The 22,017-nt window shown below is 73.4% G+C and carries 13 protein-coding genes; 8 read left to right on the forward strand and 5 right to left on the reverse strand.

What is annotated here, in order from left to right; genetic code table 11:
- Positions 1 to 134: 134 nt before the first annotated feature.
- Positions 135 to 1,115, forward strand: coding sequence for a helix-turn-helix transcriptional regulator (locus WMF11_RS29565; protein ID WP_437973077.1), 981 nt, complete (start codon positions 135 to 137; stop codon positions 1,113 to 1,115).
- 107 nt (positions 1,116 to 1,222) lie between these two features.
- On the opposite strand, the gene WMF11_RS29570 is transcribed toward WMF11_RS29565, so the two are convergent.
- Together WMF11_RS29570 and WMF11_RS29575 are read right to left on the reverse strand one after the other, a co-directional pair.
- Positions 1,223 to 1,858 (reverse strand): hypothetical protein, encoded by a 636-nt coding sequence (locus WMF11_RS29570; protein WP_437973078.1) that lies wholly within the window; start codon positions 1,856 to 1,858, stop codon positions 1,223 to 1,225.
- Positions 1,859 to 1,986: 128 nt separating this feature from the next.
- Positions 1,987 to 5,436: a protein kinase domain-containing protein gene (locus tag WMF11_RS29575; RefSeq protein ID WP_437973079.1), complete on the reverse strand. Its 3,450-nt coding sequence runs from the start codon at positions 5,434 to 5,436 to the stop codon at positions 1,987 to 1,989.
- A 556-nt stretch (positions 5,437 to 5,992) separates the two neighbouring features.
- Here WMF11_RS29575 and WMF11_RS29580 point away from each other — a divergent pair.
- From WMF11_RS29580 to WMF11_RS29590, 3 genes are read left to right on the forward strand one after another with little or no spacing between them, the layout of a single operon-like run.
- Complete coding sequence (locus WMF11_RS29580) at positions 5,993 to 6,307, forward strand: hypothetical protein (RefSeq protein WP_437902602.1); 315 nt, start codon at positions 5,993 to 5,995, stop codon at positions 6,305 to 6,307.
- Positions 6,304 to 7,686: a hypothetical protein gene (locus WMF11_RS29585; RefSeq protein WP_437973080.1), complete on the forward strand. Its 1,383-nt coding sequence runs from the start codon at positions 6,304 to 6,306 to the stop codon at positions 7,684 to 7,686. Before WMF11_RS29580 ends, WMF11_RS29585 begins: the two co-directional genes overlap by 4 nt.
- The gene (locus WMF11_RS29590) at positions 7,683 to 9,947 is read left to right on the forward strand and encodes a hypothetical protein (RefSeq protein WP_437973081.1); all 2,265 of its coding nucleotides are present in this window, start codon (positions 7,683 to 7,685) and stop codon (positions 9,945 to 9,947) included. Before WMF11_RS29585 ends, WMF11_RS29590 begins: the two co-directional genes overlap by 4 nt.
- 40 nt (positions 9,948 to 9,987) lie before the next feature.
- Here the strand turns inward: WMF11_RS29590 and WMF11_RS29595 are convergent, their stop codons facing one another.
- Complete coding sequence (locus WMF11_RS29595) at positions 9,988 to 11,313, reverse strand: sigma-70 family RNA polymerase sigma factor (protein WP_437973082.1); 1,326 nt, start codon at positions 11,311 to 11,313, stop codon at positions 9,988 to 9,990.
- A 412-nt stretch (positions 11,314 to 11,725) separates the two neighbouring features.
- On the opposite strand from WMF11_RS29595, the gene WMF11_RS29600 reads away from it, so the two are divergent.
- Both WMF11_RS29600 and WMF11_RS29605 read left to right on the forward strand, forming a co-directional pair.
- On the forward strand, positions 11,726 to 12,238 hold the full coding sequence (locus WMF11_RS29600; RefSeq protein ID WP_437973083.1) for a hotdog fold domain-containing protein: 513 nt from the start codon (positions 11,726 to 11,728) through the stop codon (positions 12,236 to 12,238).
- 346 nt (positions 12,239 to 12,584) lie between these two features.
- Positions 12,585 to 14,084: a hypothetical protein gene (locus WMF11_RS29605; RefSeq protein ID WP_437902607.1), complete on the forward strand. Its 1,500-nt coding sequence runs from the start codon at positions 12,585 to 12,587 to the stop codon at positions 14,082 to 14,084.
- An 86-nt stretch (positions 14,085 to 14,170) separates the two neighbouring features.
- On the opposite strand, the gene WMF11_RS29610 is transcribed toward WMF11_RS29605, so the two are convergent.
- Together WMF11_RS29610 and WMF11_RS29615 are read right to left on the reverse strand one after the other, a co-directional pair.
- Complete coding sequence (locus tag WMF11_RS29610; protein ID WP_437973084.1) at positions 14,171 to 15,490, reverse strand: DUF5690 family protein; 1,320 nt, start codon at positions 15,488 to 15,490, stop codon at positions 14,171 to 14,173.
- A gap of 674 nt (positions 15,491 to 16,164) precedes the next feature.
- Positions 16,165 to 17,520 carry a hypothetical protein gene (locus tag WMF11_RS29615; RefSeq protein ID WP_437979426.1) on the reverse strand — a complete coding sequence of 452 codons (1,356 nt, stop codon included), beginning with the start codon at positions 17,518 to 17,520 and terminating at the stop codon, positions 16,165 to 16,167.
- Positions 17,521 to 17,691: 171 nt separating this feature from the next.
- Here WMF11_RS29615 and WMF11_RS29620 point away from each other — a divergent pair, with 171 nt between their 5' ends.
- Together WMF11_RS29620 and WMF11_RS29625 are read left to right on the forward strand one after the other, a co-directional pair.
- Entirely contained in the window at positions 17,692 to 18,045 is a 354-nt protein-coding gene (locus WMF11_RS29620; protein ID WP_437911041.1) for a BON domain-containing protein, read from the forward strand.
- A 358-nt stretch (positions 18,046 to 18,403) separates the two neighbouring features.
- The gene (locus WMF11_RS29625) at positions 18,404 to 22,003 is read left to right on the forward strand and encodes a Kelch repeat-containing protein (RefSeq protein ID WP_437973085.1); all 3,600 of its coding nucleotides are present in this window, start codon (positions 18,404 to 18,406) and stop codon (positions 22,001 to 22,003) included.
- Positions 22,004 to 22,017: the final 14 nt, after the last annotated feature.

The raw sequence follows: 22,017 nt of genomic DNA on the forward strand, positions 1-22,017 counted from the left end.
CGGTTGCTCCAGGGATCTGTGGGGCGGGGGCCGTGGGGCTCGTCGAGGCGCGCCTTCGGGCGCCTCGCCCCCGGGATGAGAGGAAGCTAGACTGGATTGCGGACAGATCCGGTCCGGAAGGAGATAGGCGGCACATGGTCCAGACCTCCGCGCGGCTGCTGAAGCTCTTGTCGCTGCTGCAATCCCGGCGCTTCTGGACGGGCGGCGAGCTGGCCCGCGAGCTCGCGATCACCGAGCGCAGCGTCCGGCGCGACGTGGATCGGCTCCGGAGCCTCGGGTACCCCGTCCACGCGGCCACCGGCATCGGCGGCGGATACCAGCTCGGCGCCGGGAAGGAGCTGCCGCCGCTGCCGCTCGAGGACGACGAGGCGGTCGCCGTCGCCGTGGGGCTGCGCGCGGCGGCGACCGGACCCGTGAGGGGGCTGGAGGAGGCGTCGGTCCGCGCGCTCGGGAAGCTCGAACAGGTGCTCCCCAAGCGGCTCCGGCGCAAGGTGACCGCGCTGGGCGCGGTGAGCGTGCAGCTGGTCGACGGCAGCCCCACCGTCGACGCGGACGCGCTCGCCGCCATGGCGAACGCGTGCCGCGACGCCGAGGCGCTGCGCTTCGACTACAGCAGCCACAGCGGCGCCGCGAGCACGCGCGCCGTCGAGCCGTACCGGCTCGTGCACACGAGCCGCCGCTGGTACCTGCTCGCGTACGATCTCCAGCGAGACGCCTGGCGGACGTTCCGCGTCGACCGCATCCAGGGCAGGCCGAAGGCCGCGGGTCGCTTCAAGCCGCGCCCGCTGCCCGCGGAGGACGTGGCCGCCTACGTGTCGAAGTCGGTCTCCACGGACGCTTACCCGATCCGCGCGCGTGTGACCGTGCACGCCCCCGCGCAGGCCGTCTCGGAGCGCCTCTCGGGCGTGGCGGGGCGCATCGAGGCGCTGGCGCCGGACCGCTGCGTTGTCCACACCGGCGGCGGGAGCCTGGACGCGCTCGCGTTCCACCTCGGGTTCATGGGGTTCGAGTTCGAGGTGCACGAGCCCGAGGAGCTCATCGACCAGCTCCGCCGCCTGGCCGAGCGCCTCGGCCGGGCCGCGGGGCGGAGCGGGACGGGGCGGCGGGAGAATTGAACAGGGAGACGGGGAGACAGGGAGTATTTTGAAGATTTCCCTCCCCGTCTCCCCACCTCCCTGTGAACTTTCCGAAGAATTTAAGTGGATGCCTCAGGGTCGCGACATCAGGTCCAGTTGCAGAACTCGAGCGAATCCGGGTCCGATGCGACCTGGACTTCCACTTCAGAGCAGTCGACAGGCTCGTAGGAGTCGAACCCCTCGCCTGGCGGCGCCGTGACGCACTTGCCGCAGCCGAACCCGGCCGGGAAGCTCTCGGACCAGTCGAACCCCTGGCCGGAGCCGTCACGCCAGACGATGACGTGCCGCGAGCTCACCCCGAGGAGCGCTGTATCGAGCACGTCGGCGTCGATCTCGCCCACGGGCACCTGGGTGCCCGGCGCGAGGAGCATGACGAAGCCCATGCCGACACCGTTGCTGTTGAGCGCCCCGCGCGGCGGCGCCGACCCGAAGCCGACGGTGAACGTCGCGCCGGAGAGGCTCCCCTCGCCGAAGTTGAAGCCGTAGTCGGGGCTGGACGAGCTCACCACCCAGACGACGGCCACCACGGCGCCCTCTGGAGCCGCCTCCCCCGTGATCGGTCCGGTGACCGTGAATCCCCCCGCCCCGCCGCCCTCTCCCGTGCTGCCGCCGCCGCCCTCTCCCGCGCTGCCGCCCGGGCCTCCCTGCGTGTCATCGGAGCATGCGGGCAAGGCGACCATCATCCCCATCAACCCTGCGAACAACCATCGTGCGCTCTTCATATCCACCATCGAGCACAGCGCGCTCGATAACGGAAGCGAACCGCACTGTTTCCAGGGCGCAAAATCCTGCTCGATCCGCGCCGTTCACTCCTGTTGAAGAGCTGTTCCCTCACGCTACGCGGACGGGCTCACTCCGAGAGCGCCGCCGCGATCGTCGCGTCGAGCCCGGCGCCCCGGCCCTCGAGGAAGCGCGCATCGTCGACCGCCGCCCCCAGCGCCGCGCGCGCGGCCTCGACGCACGCCTCGAGCGCCGGCCGCTCGATGGGCGGCACCGGCGTGCCGATGGCCTCGCGGAGCGCCGCGGCGCCGCCGAGCAGGCGCGCGCCGCGCTCCGCCTTCCCCGCCCGCACCGCCGCGCACGCCAGCGCCTCCAGGACGCTCGCGGAGCGCCAGAGATCGCCGAGCTCCCGGTGCAGCCGCAGGCTCGCCCGCAGGCGCCGCTCCGCGAGGGCGAGATCGCCGCGCTCGATGGCGATGAGGCCCAGGATGTTGCTCGTCCAGGCGATCCCCTCCTTGAATTTGACCTGCCGCGACAGGCCCTCGCTCTCCTCGCAGAGGCGGACCGCCTCGCCGAGCTCCCCGCGGTAGAGCGCCGCACAGCCGAGGTAGAGCAGCGCCGTCGCGGTCCCCTCGCGATCGCCCGCGCGGCGGAGCTCCGGCAGGGCGAGGCGGCACGCGCCCTCCGCGCGCGCGGTGTCGCCCGAGAGCCACGCCGCGAAGCCCGAGTAGCCGAGCGCGCGCGCCGCCTCGAGCGTGTCGCCGCGGCGCGTGGCCAGCGCGAGGCTCTCGCCGTGCAGCGTGAGCGCGCGCTCGTAGTCGCCCTGCTCGCGGGCGACGCTCCCGAGGATCTGGATCACCGACGCGAGCCCGCCCTCGTCCCCGAGCTCGCGGTAGAGCGTCGCGCCCCGCTCGAGGAGCGCGCGCGCCTCGCGGTAGTCGCACTGGAGGAGCGCGAGCCTGCCCGCGCCCCGGAGCGCCGACGCCACGTGCTCGGGCGCGACGCCCCCGGCGCCCGCGAGCGCCCGGCCGAGCCACGCGCGGCCCTCCTGGTAGTGCCCGTGGATGTACCAGAACCGCGAGAGCGCCGCGGCGAGGCGCACCGCGGCGCCCGCGTCGGCGCCCGCGAGCGCGAGCTCCAGGGCGAGGCGGAGGTTGTCGTGCTCGAGATCGAGCGCCGCGAGCCACGCGGCCTGCTCGGTCCCGCCGAGCGCCTCGGCCGCGCGATCGGCGAGCTCCAGCGAGAGCTCGACGAAGCGCCGGTTGCACGCGTCGGCGGCGCCCTCCTCGACGAGCCGATCGAGGCCGTACTCGCGGAGGATCGTGAGCATCTGGAACCGCGGCTCCTCGCCCGCGACCTGGAGCACGAGGCTCTTGTCGATCAGCGACTCGAGGATCCCGAGCGCGTCGAGCGCCGGATCGCGGAAGGCGCACATCTGGTCCGCCATGGTCAGCGAGAAGCCGCCCGCGAACACGGCGAGCGTGCGGAAGGCGAGCTGCTCCTCCGGATCGAGGAGGCCGTAGCTCCAGTCGATGGCGGCGCGCATGGTCTGCTGGCGCTCGGGCAGATCGCGCGCGCCGCCCGTGAGCAGGCGGAACGAGCCCGCGGGCGCGGAGGCGCGCCCGGCCGCCCCGCGGTCGCCGAAGCGCGAGAGCAGCGCCGCGGGGGTGAGGACCCGGAGGCGCGACGCGGCGAGCTCGATCGCGAGCGGCAGACCGTCGAGGCGCGCGCAGATCTCCACGATCTCCGCGGCGTTGTCGGGGCCGAGCTGAAAGCCGGGCTTGATCGCGGCGGCCCGGCGGCAGAACAGGCTCACCGCCGAGCTGGCCAGCGCGGCGTCGACCGTGACGTCGCGCGGCTCCGGCACCTCCAGCGGCGGCACGACGTAGCGCCGCTCGCCCGAGAGGTTCAGCGCGGCGCGGCTCGTCACGAGGAGCGAGAGGTGCGGGCAGCTCGCGGCGAGGTGCGCGATCGCCGGCGCCGCGGCCGTCAGGTGCTCGAGGTTGTCGAGCAGGAGCAGCAGGCGGCGGTCGCGGAGGAACTGGACAACGCGCTCGAGATCCGGCCGCGCCCCGCCCTCGCCGAGGCAGAGCGCCTGCGCGATCGCCGAGGGCACCAGCGCCGCCTCGCGCAGCGACGCGAGGGGCACGAAGCAGACGCCGCCGGCGAACGCGGGGACGAGCTCCTCGGCGACCTGGAGCGCGAGCCGGGTCTTGCCGGTGCCGCCGACGCCGGTGAGCGTGAGCAGGCCGGCCTTGGGCTCGAGCAGGAGCGCGGCGATCTCGGCGCGCTCGCGGGCGCGGCCCACGAACGGCGTACGCTGGACCGGCAGGTTGTGGCGCGGCCGCTCGGCCTCCGGCGAGCCGAACAGGCCGAGCGGCGGCGTGCTGGAGGAGCCGGGCGGCGGCGGCGAGGTGCCGAGCGGCGGCGTGCTGTGGGAGCCGAGCGGCAGCGAGGCGCCGGGCGGCAAGGTGCCGTGGGGGCCGAGCGGCGGAGCACCGTGGAGACCGGGCGGCGAGGTGCCGTGGAGGCCGGGCGGCGCCAAGAAGCGGTCCGAGTCGCGGTGCGCGCCGCCGGGGAGCGCCTGGGGCGGGGCCTCGACCGTGCCCGCGAGCTCGATGGTGTCGGTGCTGAGCATGTCCGCGGGCACGCCGCCCCGGCGCGACGCCGGCCCGCCGGCGCCGGGCGGCTCGGCGGCCGCCGAGGAGCCCTCGAGCGCGGCGCGCAGCGCGAGGCTCTGCTGGCGGACCGAAGGGAAACGCCCGGCCGGGTCGCGGTCGCACGACCGCAAGAACCACGCGTCGAACGCGGGCGGGAGCCACCGCCAGCGCGTCGACGGCGGGTAGAGCCGCATCACGAGGAGCGCCGCCATCAGCTCGGCCATGCTGTTGGCAGTCCAGTAGATGTCGCCGGTCAGGAGGCGGACGGCGATGAGGCCGATCGCCCACACGTCCGCCGCGGGGCCGATCTGGTCCGAGCGCCCGCGCGCCTGCTCGGGGGCCATGTAGATGGGCGTGCCGATCGCCGTGCCCGTGGCGGTGATCCCGCCCGACGCGCCGAGCGCGCCCGGCTCGACCGCCTTGACCAGGCCGAGATCGAGGATCTTCACGCGCTCCCGCCCGTCGTCGCCGATCGCGAGGAAGAGGTTCGCGGGCTTGAGATCGCGGTGGGAGAGGCCCCGCGCGTGGGCGAGCTCGAGGGTCTCGGCGACCTCGCCGAGCCAGCGCTGCACCTCGCCGGGCGAGCGCCTGCCCTGGGTGGTGACGAGCTGCTCCAGGTCGTGGCCCCGGAGCAGCTCCATCACCAGGAAGGGGGCACCGTCGAGCTCGCGGGCGAAGCCGGCGTCGAGCATGCGCACGAACCCGGGCGCGTCGAGGAGCCGCATGGCCCGGATCTCGCGCTCGAACCGGGAGGCCGCCGCCGTGCCGGCCGCGTGCGTCCGGAGCAGGACCTTCACCGCGACCTGACCCCCTCCGTCGAGGTCGTCGGCCATGTACACGACGCCCGCGCCGCCACGGCCGATCTCGCTCAGGAGACGGTAGCGGCCACCGAGGACGAGCGGGCAATCCGGAGAGAGCATGAGGCGGCCGCGACCGGGACGAGCGCGGGAGGGGCCACGGCGCCGGCAGCTTACCACACGGGGCGCCGACGCCCCGCCATCGGCGGCTTCCGTTCTGCGTCGATGTCCCGGTTCGATGCTCACCGCGCAACGCTCCCGCGCGACGCGTCCGCGGGGCGCGTCCGCGTGAGGGAGAGGGCATGTCCATGACGTCGAACAGCGCGATCGCGCTGGTGGTCGGTGCCACCGGACAGGCGATGTCCACCAGCACGCCGCGCGCTGCGCGCCGCGCGCAGGTCCCTCCTCGAAAACGATCGTCGCGCGAGGCCTGCCCTCGCCGCGGCGGGCCCGGTCGCAGCGGCTCCGCCACCGAGAGCGCAGGACCACCTCGGCCCCGCGTGCCAGCGCCGCGCGAAGCGCTCCCTCGCATTGCGGGAAGCGGGTATGCTCGGCGCCGCGTTGGAGGGATGGCGCCGAGCACCAGCGAGAGCCCGCGCTCCGGCGCGACCCGCGGCCACGGAGCCGGCGCTCCGCGGCCCGGAACGCCGCCCCCCGCTGCTCGCCACGAGAGAGCTCCATGACCAGCACCGATGACAAGAGCGACGTGTTCCTCATCCCGATGCCCGGCAAGCGCGTGGCGCGCATCCCCGTCGCGGTCCTCGAGCGCTACCTCGACGAGGCCACGCGCGTCGTGCACGACCCCGCCGAGCCGGAGAGCGACGTGACCGCCCACGGGATGTCCGTCGACGCCGCGACGGGCGCGAGCGTCTGGCACACCGAGTGGGAGCTCGGCCCTTGCGACTACACCGACGAGAGCGGGTTCCCGCAGAGCGCCTACGCCTGGCACCGCCACCCGCTCGGGACCGAGTACACCGAGATCTACCAGAAGTGAGCGCGCCCCGGCCGGCCGTGCCCCGCTCCTGCCCCCGCGCGCCTCGCGCGCTCCACGCGAAAGCTCGCCCGCGCCGCCCACGCCTGCTGAGCGCGCCGCTCCTCGCGGCGGCCGCCGGCACGCTCCTCCTCGCCTCGCTCGCCCCGGCCTGCATCGAGCGCGGCTATCCCCTCGCCGGGAGCGGGCAGGTCGAGCTCCGCGCCGACGTCGCCGGGCCGCTGTTCGCCGCCGACACGCTCGACGAGGCGGGCAAGCCGGTGCTGCCCCGCCAGAGCCCCTGGCGGACCGCGGTCTCGCTCAAGCTCACCGAGGCGAACGAGCCGGCGTACGGCGGCTACGTCGAGGTCCGCGCCGTCCCGAGCGAGGCGCTCGCGCTGCACCCCGCGGGAGACGACCAGGAAGCAGGCGCCTCGTGCGCCGTGAAGGACGGCGCGTTCCGCTGCACCGCAGGAACCCAGGGCTACGCCCGCTTCACGGCCGCCTCGGAGGGCGACTGGTCCGGCGAGGCGCGGCTCGTCGTCTCGTGGGCCGACCGCACCGAGGAGCTCCCGATCACGATCCTCCCCGCGGGCTTGCCGGAGGACGCCACCAACTTCGCGCTCATCGCGGGGGGCCTCGGCGACAGCGACCGGGTGCTCGCGACCTACGTCCCCCTCATGTGCACGATCGGCCCCCTGCCGGACGATCTCGGCGCCACCTGGCGGCCGGGCGCGATCCGGGCGCGCGAGGCGCGCGTCCGCGCGTCGCCTCCCCTGAACGCGCCGGGCGTCGTGGAGCACGCGCCCGTGATCATCGAGTCGCTGCACAGCGAGGCCGCCCTCTCGCTCGCCCCCGATTGCCGCGAGCGCACCTCGCGCCTGCGCGTGCTGCTCGGCGCGACCGGGGAGAGCGCGCCCTTCATCCTGTGCTTCAGCGACCTCGGCGGCGAGGTGAAGATCGCCGTGAGCTCCGGGCAGAAGGCGCTCGACCCGATCCCCACGCTCACCGTCGACCCCGAGCCGCGCCTGCTCCGCGTGCGCTCCCTCCGGAGCGTCGTCGCCGCGGGGACGCCCGGCGATCTGTTCGAGGTGAGCGCCTACAACGCCGAGCGCGTGCGCATCGCCGTCCCCGTCGACCTGACCGTCGGCGACGACCAGGTGATCGCGCTCGGCGAGGCGTCCGTGACCCTGCGCGGCGAGGACAGCGAGGCGACGATCATCCAGGGCATCGCCGTCGCGCCGGGGACGACGACGCTCCGTGTGACGCCCCGCCTGCTCGCGAGCCCGGAGTGCTCCTCCGAGCCCATCACCGTCACGCCGGAGCCCGAGCCGGAAGAGGACACCGAAACGGAGACTGAGCCGGAGCCCGAGCCGGGCGCCGGAGGGGGAGGCTCGCCGTGAGCGCACGCAGATCCGCCATGTTCCTGTCGGCCGTGGCGCTCGCGCTCGCGATCGCCGCGCCCGCCGCCGCGCCGGCGCAGGACGATCCCGAGACGGACACCGGGGAGACCGGCGACGAGGAGACGCCGGAGCCGGCCGCCATCCTGAGGCGCCCGACCGACGCGACGCCGATGGCCGTCCCCGCCGACTTCGGCGGCAGCCTGCAGGTCGTGCGCGCGCCGGCGGGCACGGCGAGCGCCGCGTCGTCGGCCGGCGGGCCGGAGATCTTCCCGGACGCGCGCCGCGTCTGGATGAGCGTCCGCGACACCGATCCGGTCCCGATCGAGGCCGCGCGCCGCGGCGGCCGCTGGCTGTGCAGCGGCGGCGGCTGCGCCGCGCAGACCGGCGATCCCGGGCAGAGCCCGATCGGCGACCAGATGCTGCGCTCGATCAAGCTCCAGACCCCGACGCTGCCCCTGCCGCTCACGGTGTGGGGGCGGCTCACCGAGGACGGCCAGCGCCTGCTCGATTTCGACCCGGTGCTGCTCGGCCGCCGCTCGTACCGGCACGTCTGCGCCTACCGCCCGGTCGCCGACGCCCCGCGGTCTCCCGTGGGCGCCCCCGCCGCGCCGTCGCCGCTGTCGCCGCTGTCGCCTGATCGCGTGGACGTCTGCCGCGACGGCCGGCCCGAGCCGCCGCCGGCCGACGCGGGTGAGCTCACGCTGGGCATGCAGTGGCCGAAGCAGTCGGAGATGGCCGATTTCCACTACCTCGCCATCGTCGACAGCTGCGGCAACGCCCGGGTGCAGCCGTTCCAGCGCACGTTCACCGTGCCGGTCCTCGAGGTCGCCTCGGGCGGCTGCGGGCGCCCCGATGGCAAGGTCCTCCGCGTCTTCCCGGGCGGCGGCTGGCTCCGGGTCACCGCCTTCAACCTCCACGCGCCCGCGGCGGCCAACGTCGTCAACGCGACGTACCGGGTCACCGTCCCGCCGCTCGAGAACCTCGTCGAGTCGAACCCCGCGCGGCTCCTCTTCCCCGATCCGCTCGCCGACGACCTGAAGGTCGACTGCGGCCCCACGCCGATCGCGCCCCGCACCGACGCCGGGAGCCTCCCGCCGCCCGGGAGCGCCCGTCCGCCCGGGCCGCGGGGGGCGTCCCCTGCCCCGCCGGGGGATCGGGGACCTGCCGGCGCGAATGGACGGCTCCAGGGCGGCGCAGGCGCCGGCCGGCGGCCCTCGACGGCGGCGCAGGCCGGTCCGACGGCGCAGCCCGGCGCGGCGGCGCAGGTCCCCCCTCCGGCGCAGGCCCAGCCCCCGGCCGGGCTGCCGCCGCCTCGCCGGGCGCCCGACGTGGATCCATCGCGCCCCGGGCCGCAGCCGCTCGCGCACGGCGCGGTCGTCATCTCGCCGGCGCCGCTCCGGCTGGGCAACTGCCGGATCCGGCTGACGGGCCAGGCCAAGAACCGGCTCGTGGCGCCGCTCGCGCTCCATGTCTCGCTGACGCGCACCGATCAGATGCGGGGCGGCACGCCGATCGAGCTCCTCCAGAACGGCACGTGGATCGTCACGCCGAGCAGCGCGGAGTTCCCGATCCCGCCGCTCGCGGAGGACTTCGACGGGGACGCGCGGCTCCGGCTGGCCGTGTACAGCGATCCGCTGAGCCCGCAGGGCAAGGTGGTGCTCGTCTCCGACGCGGGCCGCGTCGCGAGCTCGCTGCGCTCGAACGAGCCCGGCGAGCCGGAGCGCGCCCGGCGCCTCGTGGGATCGGTGGCGATCCACTCGGTCCCGCTGTGCGGCGAGGACAACTTCCAGACGCTCGAGGCCGCGGGGACCTGCTTCCGCGCGTACCTCACCGTCCCGGCGATGCTGGCGACGCTGCAGGTCACCCGCGCGCCGTGGGTGGAGAAGCCCCTCGTCACGCGGAGCGTGCTCAGCGCCGTCGGCGTCGCGCTCGCGATCGACCGCTACGACCCGGTGGAGCGCCGGGCCTTCCCGATCGCGGCGCAGCTCGGCGGCTTCGTGCAGACGCTCGGCGAGGGGCGGGTCGGCCTCCTCGGCTACGTCGGCGTCGCGCCGACGATCCCCATCCTCGGCTCGGGCGGCAACACAACGTCGTTCGGCTTCCTGGCGGGGCTCGGGCTGGAGTACATCACCAACGAGGCCGGTCCCGACGAGGGGCTCAAGCCCGCCGCGTTCGTGTCCGCGGTCGTGCAGGTGGGCCAGGCCGCCCCGCAGGTCTCCACGAGCGGCCGGGCGAGCTTCGGCACCTACGCCGGCGACTGAGCCGCCGCGGCGCGGGGCGCGCGGCGGCCCGGTCGCCCGCTCACCGGGGGTTCAGGATCATGTCCAGCTCCTCGATCGCCTGCCGCTGGATCGCGGTATCGGGCCGCACCTCCTCGAGCAGGGCGCGCGCCTCCGGGTAACGCTTCGCGATCACGAACGCCCGGATCCAGAGCACCTTGCGCTCGGACGCGAAGAGGGTGTTCGGCATCTCGCGCTCGTAGCGCTGGAGCGCCGCGATCGCCCGGTCCGCATCGCGCGCCTGCAGCGCCTCGGTGACCGCGTCGAACAGGGCGATGTCGTGATTGCTGCCGGGCCCGTCGATCTCGATCTTGAGCTTCTCGATCGTCTCGGCGGCGACCGGCGCCGGCGCGCGCTCCCCCCGGTCGCGCGGCGGCACGCGCGCGCGCCGCTGGGCCGGGGCGCTCTGCCGCGGCGCCTCGACGGGCGCCGGGGCCGCCGGCGGCGCGACGGGCGGCGCCGGCGGCTCGGCGGGCGGCGCCGGCGGCTCGGCGGGCCGGCGCGGCGGCATGGCGGCGACGAGCGCGGGCACGACGTGCCTCACCTCCTGCGGAGGCGGCGGCTCCGGGGCCCGGAGCGCGAGCCAGGCCGCCCCCGTGGCCGCCGCCGCCGTGGCCGCGACGGGCGCGGCGACGCCCAGGGTCGGCAGCTGGACGAGCTTCGCGAGGCCCTTGAGCCACGTCGCGGCGTCGCTCAGCGCCTGGCCGACACCCCCGGCGGCCTTCCCGGCGCTGCCCGCCTCGAGCGCCCCCACCGACTCCTGCACGCCGCGGAGGATCGAGACCCGGACGTCGTCGGGCACGCGCGGCGAGATCCGCGCCGTGGCGAGGAGCGCAGCCAGATCGAGGGGCAGCACGAGGCGAAAGCCCTCCCTCTTCCGGTCCTCGCGCCGGCGCTTCACGACGATGTCGTGGAACAGGCGGATGGCGCGCGCGCGCCACTTGTACGCGGTGGACAGCGGGATGCCGCGCTGCTGCGCGAGATCCGCCATCGGGGTGCTGTGGAGATCGTGCCCGACCAGGATCCAGTGCGCGTCGGCGTCGAGCTGCTGCATGAGCTCCAGCACGACGAGCCGCTCCTGATCCGAGATCAGCAGCTCTTCCGAGGTCTTGGCGGGGTCGACGAGGGGAGGGAGCTCCTCGTCGGGCACGAGCTCTTCGTAGCGGTGCTGGGCCCGCTGCAGGTAGTGCGAGGCCGTGTGGACCGTGATCCTGTTCAGCCAGCGCTCGGGCCGGGAGATCTCGGGGTTGTATTTGTTGAAGCTGAGGTACGCCGCGAACAGGACCTCCTGCGCGAGGTCCTTGCGATCGCGCAGCGGGACCCCCAGGCCCGTCAACCAGCGCCCCACGAGCGCGGAGGTTTGCTCACGAAAGAGAAGCTCGAAAGCGCGCTCTTTCTCGGGTGGGCCGCCTTGGCCCGGACGTCGAGGTCTTGTCATACACAAGTCCAGTTCCGGGCACGGACGGGAGATTGCCGCCCGAAGCAGGCCACGCGCGACGGACGGGGGCCCGGACGGCTGCTCACGGGCGTCCGGAGGCCGGAAATCCGGCAGAATCCTCGCGACAACGGGGCGCCGGGGCGCTCCGGAGCCATCCGATTATCGAATATCATTCCGAAGTACAATTCATGCCGAGAATGAGTCGCGCTGCGCCCAGGTTGCGGCGCGAGAGGCGCCGGGACGCACCGGCTGGCCGGGGATTCCGGGTGCGCCCGCGCGCGATTCGAGGCAGGCTGCCGCCCCCGCCCCGCGGATCCAGCGCATGAAGCTCACCGACTTCTCTCTCGCATCGATCGCGGCGAGCTCGCGCCGCAACACCATCCGCGACGTCTGGGACAAGCTGAGCCCCCTGCCAGGGGGCAAGCGCCTGTTCAGCCGGCTCATCGGCGCGATGGCCCCGTACACGGGGACGATCCGCGCCGAGGTCGAGGTCCTCGAGCGCGGCCGCGCGGAGGTGTCGATGCGCGACCGGCCGGGGCTGCGCAACCACCTCCGCTCGGTGCACGCCGTCGCGCTCGTCAACCTCGCCGAGCTCACCGGCAACACGGCGCTGTCCTACGCGCTGCCCGATGACGCCCGGTTCATCGTCGCGGGCCTCTCGATCGAGTACGTGAAGAAGGCCCGCGGGACGATCCGCGCGGTCTGCGAGTGCCCTCTCCCGGAGACCAGCGAGCGCAGGGAGTACGATATCCCGGTGAGCCTGCGCGACGCGACGGGGGCCGAGGTCGCCCGCGCCGTCCTCCGCAGCCTCGTCGGTCCGAAGAAGCAGCCCTGAGCCCCGCGCCGCGCCGCCCTACGAAGCCCCCCCCGGCGCTCCCGACCCCTGCGTTCCGGCAAAGCGCCACGCGCCGGAAGCCCCCGCTGTACTCCAAAGCACGCTGCGCTCCGGCCGAGCCCTAAGCTCCGGAGCAGAGGTGTGCTCCAAAGCACCTTGCTGGCCGGAACAATCCTGTGCTTCGGAGCAATCCTGTGCCCGTGAGCACACGGTGAGCTCGGCTATCGCCTGGCCTCCCCTGAAGCGTCTCACCCCGTCGCACACCGAGCCAGAGCGCGGACAGGAGGACAGAGGGTTCGAGTCAACGCGCTCGACAAAGCGCTTCCAGGGTGTTTCGATTCTTCTCATGAGGAACCGGTCAACGAGGGTGGCGCTCGCCGCGACGGGGATCAGCGTGATCTTCGCGGCGTGCGGGGGGTCCGATGGCTCGGTCTCCGCCGGCGGAGCCGGCGGGGCGGGTGCCGGAGCCAGCGCGGGGACAGGCCCGGGGAATGGTTCCGGGAATGGCTCGGGGAATGGATCTGGAACAGGCGGAGCAACGAGCACCGGATATGGCACCGACGGGCCTGGCGAGATCACCACCGGGCCCAGCAGCGGCGCCGGCGAGGGCGCCGGCGGCGAGGCGTCGTGCGCCGGGGAGACGAAGACGGCGGAGCTCGTGCCGCTCGACCTCTACATCATGCTCGACTCGTCGGGGTCGATGAGAGATCGGCTCGCGACGGGCGGCACCAAGTGGAGCGCCGTGACCGACGCGCTCGAGGCCTTCTTCACCGACCCCAAGTCGGAGGGGCTCGGCGTCGGGCTCCAGTACTTCCCTCTGCTGAACGCCGGCCAGCCCATGAGCTGCAGGACCCACCAGGAGTGCGGCATCAGCGGGCCGTGCGCGCTCCGGGCCTGTCGCAGCTCGTTCGACCCCCGCACGAGCCTCCAGGTCTGCGTCGCCGACTCGGACTGCCCGGACGGCGACGAGTGCATCGACATCGGCGTCTGCTCCCAGAACACGGACGTCATCTGCAGTGACATCGGCGCGCGCTGTCCCAACCGCGCGGGCACGTGCAACAAGGTGTCCCGGAGCAGCTGCGCTCACCCGTACTCGTGCGTCACCGAAGACTACGCGACGCCCGCCGTCTCGATCGCGCCGCTCGACGCCGCCTGGGCCGACGAGCTCATCGGGTCGATCGACCGGACATTCCCCGACGGGGGCACGCCCACCGCTGGCGCCCTGTCCGGCGCGATCGCCCAGGCCCGAGCCCACGCCGAGGCGAACCCGACCCACAGGGTCGTCACCGTGCTCGCCACCGACGGGATGCCCACCGAGTGCAATCCCACGTCCGCCGACGGCATCGCGGAGATCGCGGCCGAGGGGCTGAGCGGCTCGCCGAGCATCTCGACCTTCGTCATCGGTGTCTTCGGCAGGGACGACGACGGCGCCCAGGACACGATGAACCGCATCGCCGAGGGCGGCGGGACGACGTCGGCGTACTTCATCGACACGAGCTCCGACGTGACGCAGGCGTTCCTCGACGCGCTCAGCGAGATCCGCGGGACGAGCCTCGCATGCGAGTACCAGGTCCCGGCGCCGTCCGCCGGGCAGACGCTCGATTACGGGACTCTCAACGTCCAGCACACGCCGCCGGAGGGCAACGCCCCGTCGACCATCTTCTACGTGGCCAGCGAGGCGCGCTGCGACGCGACCGCCGGCGGCTGGTACTACGACGTCGACCCCACGACCGGCGGCACGCCGACGAAGATCGTGATGTGCCCCGCGACGTGCACCCGCTTCCAGGCGGGCGGGCAGGTCCAGCTCCAGGTCGGCTGCAAGACCGAGATCCCGCCGATCAACTGAGCCCTTCCCTCACCTCGCCGGCGCCGCGCGCCCGCTATAGCTCGCCGGCGCGGCCTGCAGCTGGTAGCGCGTGGCGCGCGGCGCGCTCAGGCGTCGAGCGCCGCGGGCCGCACCGTGGCGGACGGGCCGCGGGTGCGCAGCCAGAAGTACGCCGCGGACGCGGCGAAGAGGGCCCCGCAGAGGAACGCGGTCGCGTAGCTGAAGCCGAGGAAGAACTCGAGCCACGAGCGCTTCGCCTGGCCAAAGCTCTTGTAGAGCAGGAGCGCCACGCTCCCGAGGTAGCCGAAGGCGTCGGCCGCGGTGATCAGGAATCCCGCCGTCGCCACCGAGCCCACGGCCGCGATGAGCCGGTCGAAGAGGACGCAGTTGTACGGGACGTACCCCACGTAGAGCCCGAGCCCGACGCTGATCATCCAGGCGACGGGGCCGATGACGCCCGCCTGGTAGAGCGCGGTGCTCAGCCCCGCGAGCGCCGCCCCCGCGACCATGACGCCGTGGATCGCGACGAGCGCCGCGCGGTTGTTGCGGATGCCGATCATCACAGCGACCGAGAGGAGCGCGCCGATCGCCACGGGGATCTCGGCCGTCGTCAGGATGGCCGGCTGGTCGGTGTAGCCGAGGGCGTCCCAGATCTCGCGGGCGAAGTTGTCCCGGAAATCGCGGTAGGCGGTGAGGACGACGTAGCCGAGGACGAGGGTCGCGAGCCCGCCCCCGTTCGCGAGGACGAACGCGCGGCGCGCGGCGCGGTCCATCGGCGCGCGCCGGGTCCGGAGCGCCTCGTCGTCCACCGAGGGCGGCGGGATCTGCGCGAGCATCCACACCGAGAGGAGCAGCGGCGGGAAGAAGAGGGCCCCCGTCACCGCGGGCATCCACACCTCCGGGACCCCCCAGCCGAGCGTGATTTTGCCGACGGTCTTCACGAAGCCGCTCGCGACGATGAAGCTGGCGCAGAGGCCGGCGCCGAGCAGATCGCTCACGCGGCGCCCCTCGAGGAAGCCGAAGACGAGCCCCCAGACCATGCCGAGGGGCAGGCCGTTCAGCACCAGGAAGACGGCGGCGTACGGGGCCGGCGCGAGCCCGAACAGGACGAGCGCGACCTCGCTCACCCCGATGCACGCGAGGATGGCGAGCGCGCGCCGCTCGGGCGGCATCTCGGAGACGATCTTGATGCCAAGGAACTTGGAGGCGCAGTACCCGAGCACCTGGGCGATGATGTAGAGGCTCTTCAGATCGAGCGCGGGGAGCAGCGGCAGCGCGACCATCCCCTTGTACGAGCCGACCGCGAACGGCTTGCGGAAGGCGTACATGCAGAAGTAGGTCGCGAACGCGGCGATCACGGCGAAGGCCGTGAACGCCGGCGCAGGGGCTCGCTCGAGCCATTTCGTCACGCTTCGCTGGGCCGGCATGGGAGCTCCGAGGAAGGCGCGAGGGTAATCGCGGCCGCGCGGCGCGCGCATGGTTTTTCGGCGAGGAGCGGGCCGGGCTCCCGCCCGCACACGAACACGCGAACCGCGGATCTCGCCGCCGCCTGCCGAGCGTCCGGCCGGTATACCGCGATGGTCACATTTCTCGCCTTCCGCCTTGCTCTTTCTTCTCCCGGCTCGTGTCGCGGCTCGCCCCTCGTCGCATCGCTTTTTCGATCCTCGCGCTTTGTCTCTCGCGCCTTCCGTGGAGCGCCCGCGAGCGTGCGGCGTTCGAGGAAGCTCATCGGCGATCGATGAGGCGGGCTCATCGGCTGGACTGTAAGGCGGCCTCATCCGCATAGCCATGGTCGAGCTCGGATGCCCGAGAATCAACATCTCGGTGAGAAACGCCGCGGCGTGACACGGAGAACCGTGTGACATCGTCCGTCGGCTCCCGAGCCACGGTCAGGGGAGGCCCTAATTCATGATGTCGTGACTGTGGCACAACGTCTCTGTGAGACGCTTTGGTCGCTCCGGCATGGGGCGCATCGCACCTCGCAGGGGGCCTCACGGGGCGAAAACTCCCTGAAAACGGAGCGAAATACCGCCCTCGCCGTCCTGGAACACCCCTTGCGATGTCGGATCGCGCCGGGGCGTCGGGGCCCTGGATCTTCAGCTCACGCGGCGCCGGACAGGCACGCACGACAGGCGGCCCGATACGGCTGTCCTCCCGCACGCTCGTGCGTGGTCCGAACGTGGCCCGGATGTGGCCCAAATGTGGGTCGAGCGTCGGCTGGATCACGGGAGAGGAGCGGCCCAGTTTCGCTGCCGTGTCGCTCTCCTCGCAAGAAAGGCGGAGAGTCATGCCGAATCGTCAGGGATGGATCGACGAGGAACATAACGATGGGCCCGGGCGCGACGACGAGCGATTTGGGCCAACCCAGGGTCAGCGAGGCGATGAGCGATATCGTGGCGAGCGCGGAGCGAGCGGGGATGCTAGTTACGGGCATCGTGGCAACTACGAGCAAGTCCTCCAGCAGGACGATCGGCGCCCTTCCCGCGGAGGTCACGATGATTTCCGCGGTCGCGCCGATCAGCGAGAGTCTGTCGGACGCGGCCACGAGGGCGAGCGCGGCGGCGAGGGCGACCCGCGCTGGCGCGGCCACGGCGAACGCGGCTACGAGGGCCGACAGGATCGCGCCTGGGGGCAGCGCGAGGACGCCCAGCGTGAGGCCTGGGGCGGCCAGCGTGATGACTTCCAGCGAGGAGGTCGAGACGATCTTGGCGCCAGGCGCGGCTTCGGCGGCGGCCAGGGCGGCTTCGGCGGCGGCCAGGGCAGCTTCGGTGGCGGCCAGGGCGGTCACGGCGGCCAAGGTCACTTCGGCGGCGGCCAGGGCGGCTACGGCGGCCAAGGCGGCTTCGGCGGCGGCCAAGGCGGTTACGGCGGCGGCCAGGGCGGAGTCGGCGGCGGTCAGGGCGGCTTCGGTGGCGGCCAGGGCGGCTTCGGTGGACAGGGCCACTTCGGCGGCTACAGCGGAGAGGGATCCGGCCGCGGCCAGGGTGGATTCGCCGGTGGCCAGGGCGTCTATGGCGATGAGGGCGGACAGGGCCGCTTCGGCGGACAGGGCCATCTCGGCGGACAGGGTGGCTTCGGTGGCAGCCAGGGCGGTCATGGCGCCGGTCAGGGCCACTTCGGCGGACAGGGTGGCTTCGGTGGCAGCCAGGGCGGTCATGGCGCCGGGCAGGGCCACTTCGCTGGCCAGGGTGGATTCGGCGGCCAGGTTGGCCAGGGCGGCTTCGGCGGACAGGGCCACTTCGGCGGCGGCCAGGGCAGTGAGGGCGGCCTCGGAGGCCAGGGTGGATTCGGTGGCCAGGGTGGATCTGGTGGCGGCCAGGGCGGCTTCGGTCGCCAGGGAGGCCTGGGCGGGGTCCAGCACGAAGGATACGGAGCCCGCGGCGGCCTCCGGCAGTGGGCCGACGACGAGCGCGGCTGGAACGAGCGGCCAGGACAGCAACGCGGGTACGAAGGCCACGAGTCGTCCTTCGGCGGCGATCAGGGCCGTTCCCCTCAGCCCTACGGCGGACAGGGATCCGGCGGACAGGCCTCAGGCGGCCGCAGCTTCCTCGAGACCGTTCGACAGGGCGGCGGGCTCAGCGGCTCGCGTGGTCGCCCGCCCAAGGGGTACAAGCGTTCGGACGAGCGGATCCGCGAGGATATCTGCGACCAGATCTCCGATCAGCCGGACCTCGACGCGAGCGACGTCGAGGTGAAGGTGCAGAGCGGCGAGGTCATCCTCTCCGGGACCGTCCGCGAGCGTCGCTTCAAGCACCAGCTGGAGGCGCTCGCCGAGCGGATCTCGGGCGTGGTCGACGTGCGTAACGAGATCCGGCTCCACCGCGAGCAGCAGCAGGGCGAGGCGAGGACGAGCGCGGGGTCGTCGTCGAGCGAGCGCGCCGCCGCGAGCACGAGCGGCGTCACGGCGGGCTCCGCGACCTCCATCGGCGCGACGTCACCCCCGGAGACGAAGAACAACGAGTCGCGCCGGAACGCCTCCTGAGATCCGGCGCGAATGGCCCAGGTGGGCGGGCCGCCGCGCTGCGGTCGATCGCGGGTCGAGCGCGCGGCACACGTGGCGGCGGGAGCCGCCGCAGCCACGCCTGGAGCGACAAGCGGGTTGAAGCCGCACGCAAACAGCGATTTCCCAGCGTGAAACGATGAGATCGTGCCCAAATGAGCTGCTTGCTGCCGTGTCGACGGCACATCGGGCGGCGTGCCTGGCGGCGTCGGGCCGTGTCATGGCGGCGGCGGCGACGGTGCTGGCTCGCCGCCCGACATTCCGCTCCAGGAGCGTGTCCTCCACGCTCTGAACTTTCGTGCCACCGCGAGCAACAGAAGGCGGCGGAGGCCATCGGGACATGAGATCGATCGGAAGGCTCGGGAGCGCCGCTGCCTGGGGGTTCGTCATGCTGTGCGCGGGCGTCGCGTCGGCGGCCAGCGCGCCATCCTGGGAGAGCGCGACGCCGATGATCACCCCGCGGGGCGAGCACTCGGCCACGGTGCTGAAGGACGGCAGGGTGCTCGTCGCGGGGGGATACCCGGAGCTGGACGGACCGCCCTACACGACGAGAGAGGCGATGAGCCTCAAGGCGGTCGAGATCTATGACCCGGCGACCGGGACATGGTCGCCCGCGGCGCCGCTCCTCCAGGCCCGCAGCGGACACGCGGCCATCCTGCTGCCAGACGGCCATGTCCTCGTGGCCGGCGGCAGGATGATGAACGCACAGGCCCAGGGAACCTCCCTGTCTTCGGCCGAGATCTACGACCCGATGACCGACACCTGGACGCCCGCAGGGCCGCTGTCGATAGCCCACCCCGCGCCCTCGATGATGCTCGCCGGCGGCAGGCCGGTGCTCGTCGGCCTGGCCTGGCAAGACGTCTACGACGAGTTCGATGGCCAGTTCGTGCTGCACTATTACCAGAACGCAGCCATCTACGACCCGGAGTCGCGCGGCTGGACGGACCTTCCGCACTGCGACGCCGTGGACCGGTGGGTGAGGCTGCCTTACAGGCCCCAGCCTGTGAGCGCGACCCTGCTCCAGGACGGCCGCGTGATGGTGGCCGGAGGCGGCTGCAGCCTCTATGACCTGGAGACCCAGCTCTGGACCTGGGAGCTGGGCGCCGTGAAGCCGACGACCGAGCTTGCGTATCCCGGCGCGACGACGCTCCCGGGCGGCGGGGTCCTGGTCGTGGGAGGCACCCTCCCCGCCGGCTCGGCCCCGGAGATTCACGCCTTCTCGCAGCTCTACCTGCCGCAGGACGACCGCTGGGAGCCGACCCCGGGACCGTATGCTCCGGCATCGAGCCCGTGCGGGCAGGACTCCTCGGGTATCCAGGGGATGCGCACCTCGCTGCTCCCGAGCGGAAAGGTGCTGTTGACCGGAGGCGTGGAGCCCTGCAGGTCCGCGGGCTCGACAGCGTCCCTCGTTCCTTTCTATGCGACCCAGGCGCTCTTCGATGAGGCGACCCTCTCCTGGTCGAGCCTCGATCTGGCGCCGCCCGTGACCATGGCGCGCGCCTACCATTCCTCGACGCGGCTCAACGACGGCAGCGTGCTGATCGCCGGCGGCTACGTCGACGCCACGACCGCCACGGCGTCTGCCGTGCTCTTCCGCGAGCGCTCGCCGCTCGGCGAGGGCTGCGACGCCGACAGCGACTGCGGGAGCGGCTTCTGCGCGGACTCGATCTGCTGCGACGCGGCCTGCGCCGGGCCCTGCGACGCCTGCGCGGCGGCCTCGGGCGCGTCGCAGGACGGCGTCTGCACCCCCCTCACCGGCGTCGCCTGCGACGACACGGACGCGTGCGTCGTCGGGGGTGTTTGCGAGGCGGGCGCGTGCGTCGACGGCGCGGCCGCGCCGGACGGGACCCCGTGCAGCGACGGCGACGTGTGCTCCGCGGCCAGCGCTTGCGTGGGCGGGGCCTGCGTGGAGTCGAGCCTCGCGGAGTGCCTGCCCGTCGATGACTGCCATGAAGCGCCGGTGTGCGACCCCGCGGCGGGGTGCGCGGCGCCCGCGTCCGCGAAGCCGGACGGTGCGCTCTGCGATTTCCCGGGCTCCGCCGAGGGCTGGCAGGCGACGGGGCGGATGGGCGTCCTCCTCAACCTGCCTGCGGCCACGCTGCTCCAGGATGGGACGCTGCTCATGATCGGGTACGGCGAGACAGGCAATCCGCCGCGGTGGAACGATGTCTGGCTCCGCTACGACCCGAGCACGGGCTCGTGGCAGCCCCCCGAAAAGATGAACGTGTCGAGGCGCCCGTCGAGGCTCGTAACGCTTCCGGACGGGACGGTCCTGGGGATCGCCAATAGCGTGCTCCGGCGCCCCTCGCAGACGGTGCGATTCGACCCTGCGACGGGCGTCTGGGCGCCGGCCGCGCCCACCCTCGTGTCGCGCCAGATGACCGACGCGACGGTCACGCCGCTCGCGGACGGCCGGGTGCTCGTCGCCAGCGGCGACGGCAACGTCGACGGCGGCGGAGAAAAGGTCGAGATCTACGACTCCGTCACGGACACGTGGACCCTGGCAGCGCCCATGAACGTCCCGCGAAGCCGCGCCAGGGCGACGTTGCTACAGGACGGCAGGGTCCTCGTCACCGGCGGTGACAGGCAGTCCCAGAGGATGAGCGCGGAGATCTACGACGCGGCGACCAACACGTGGACACGCGTCGCCTCGATGCGCTGGAGTCGCAGCTCACACGAGGCGACGCTGCTCCTGGACGGCCGGGTGCTCGTCCTCGGGGGACGAGGAAGCGGCGGAGACAACATGAAGACGGGCGAGATCTACGATCCGGCGAGCGACACGTGGACCTCGACCGGAGAGATGGTCGAGCAACGGGGGTACCCCAGCGCGGCGCTCCTCGTCGATGGCAGGGTCCTGGTGATGGGCCTCCCGTCCGCATCCGGAGCCGACGACGGTGCCTTCGCCGCCGAGCTCTACGACCCAGCGAGCGACACCTGGACGCCCGCGCCGGCGCTTGACGTGATGCATCAGAGTGCCGTGATGGAGCGGCTCCACGACGGCCGCATCCTGATCGCCGGCGGCGGTACGACGTATCAACGTCTCGACCATGCGTGGCTCTATGTCCCAGCGCAGCCGGCGTCGCCCGGGATGTGCCAGAGCGGCGCCTGCGTGCCCGGCGGAGGCGGGGGCGAGAGCGCTGGCGCGGGGGGCGGCAGCGACGGCGCAGGCGGCGGCACCACGGGCGAAGGCGGCGGGGCCGTGAGCGGCAGCGGCGGTGCAGGCGGCACGGCCGCGGGCGGCCACGGCGGAGGCGGCGACGCCAGCGGCGGCGGTGGCGGCGCCGGCAACGGCGTAGGCGGCGGCGACACCAGCGGTGGTATCGGCGGCGGTGCCAGCAGCGGCGGCGACACCAGCGGTGGTATCGGCGGTAGCGCCAGCAGCGGTGTCGGTGGTCATCCGGACGGCAGCGGCGGCGATGCCAGCAGTGGCGTGGGTGGCAATCCAGGCGCCGGCGGCGGCGACGTTGGCAGTGGTATCGGTGGCGAATTAAGCGGCGGAACCAGCGGCGGGGGCGACGGGGCCGCTGGCGGCGATGACGCCGCTGCCTCGGCCACCTCCTCCTCGGGCGCCGGCGGCGCCGGCGGCGACGCCGCGTCGAGCACCTCCGCTTCGTCCGCCAGTGCCGGCGGTGGAGGTGGAGGCTCGTCCAGCGCTACCGCCGCGAGCTCTTCCTCCGGCGCTGGCAGCTCAGGCGACACCGGTGTCACCGCCACCGGCAGCGCCTCCTCTTCCGGCGCCGACGCCGACAGCCCCGACAGCAGCAGCGGGTGCAGCATGAGCGGCGACCCGACGCCGGCGGGCACGGCGGCCGGCTCCGCGTGGCTCGGCGCCCTCGGCCTGCTCTGCTGGTCGCGGCGCCGGACCCTGAAGGGGAAAAAACATCCTCCGAGTCCACGCCGCCCGCCGTTCCGCTCCAGGAGCGCGTCCTCCACGCCCTGAATTTTCGCGCCACC

This window comes from Sorangium sp. So ce295 (genome assembly GCF_051527405.1).
Taxonomy (GTDB): domain Bacteria; phylum Myxococcota_A; class Polyangia; order Polyangiales; family Polyangiaceae; genus Sorangium; species Sorangium cellulosum_B.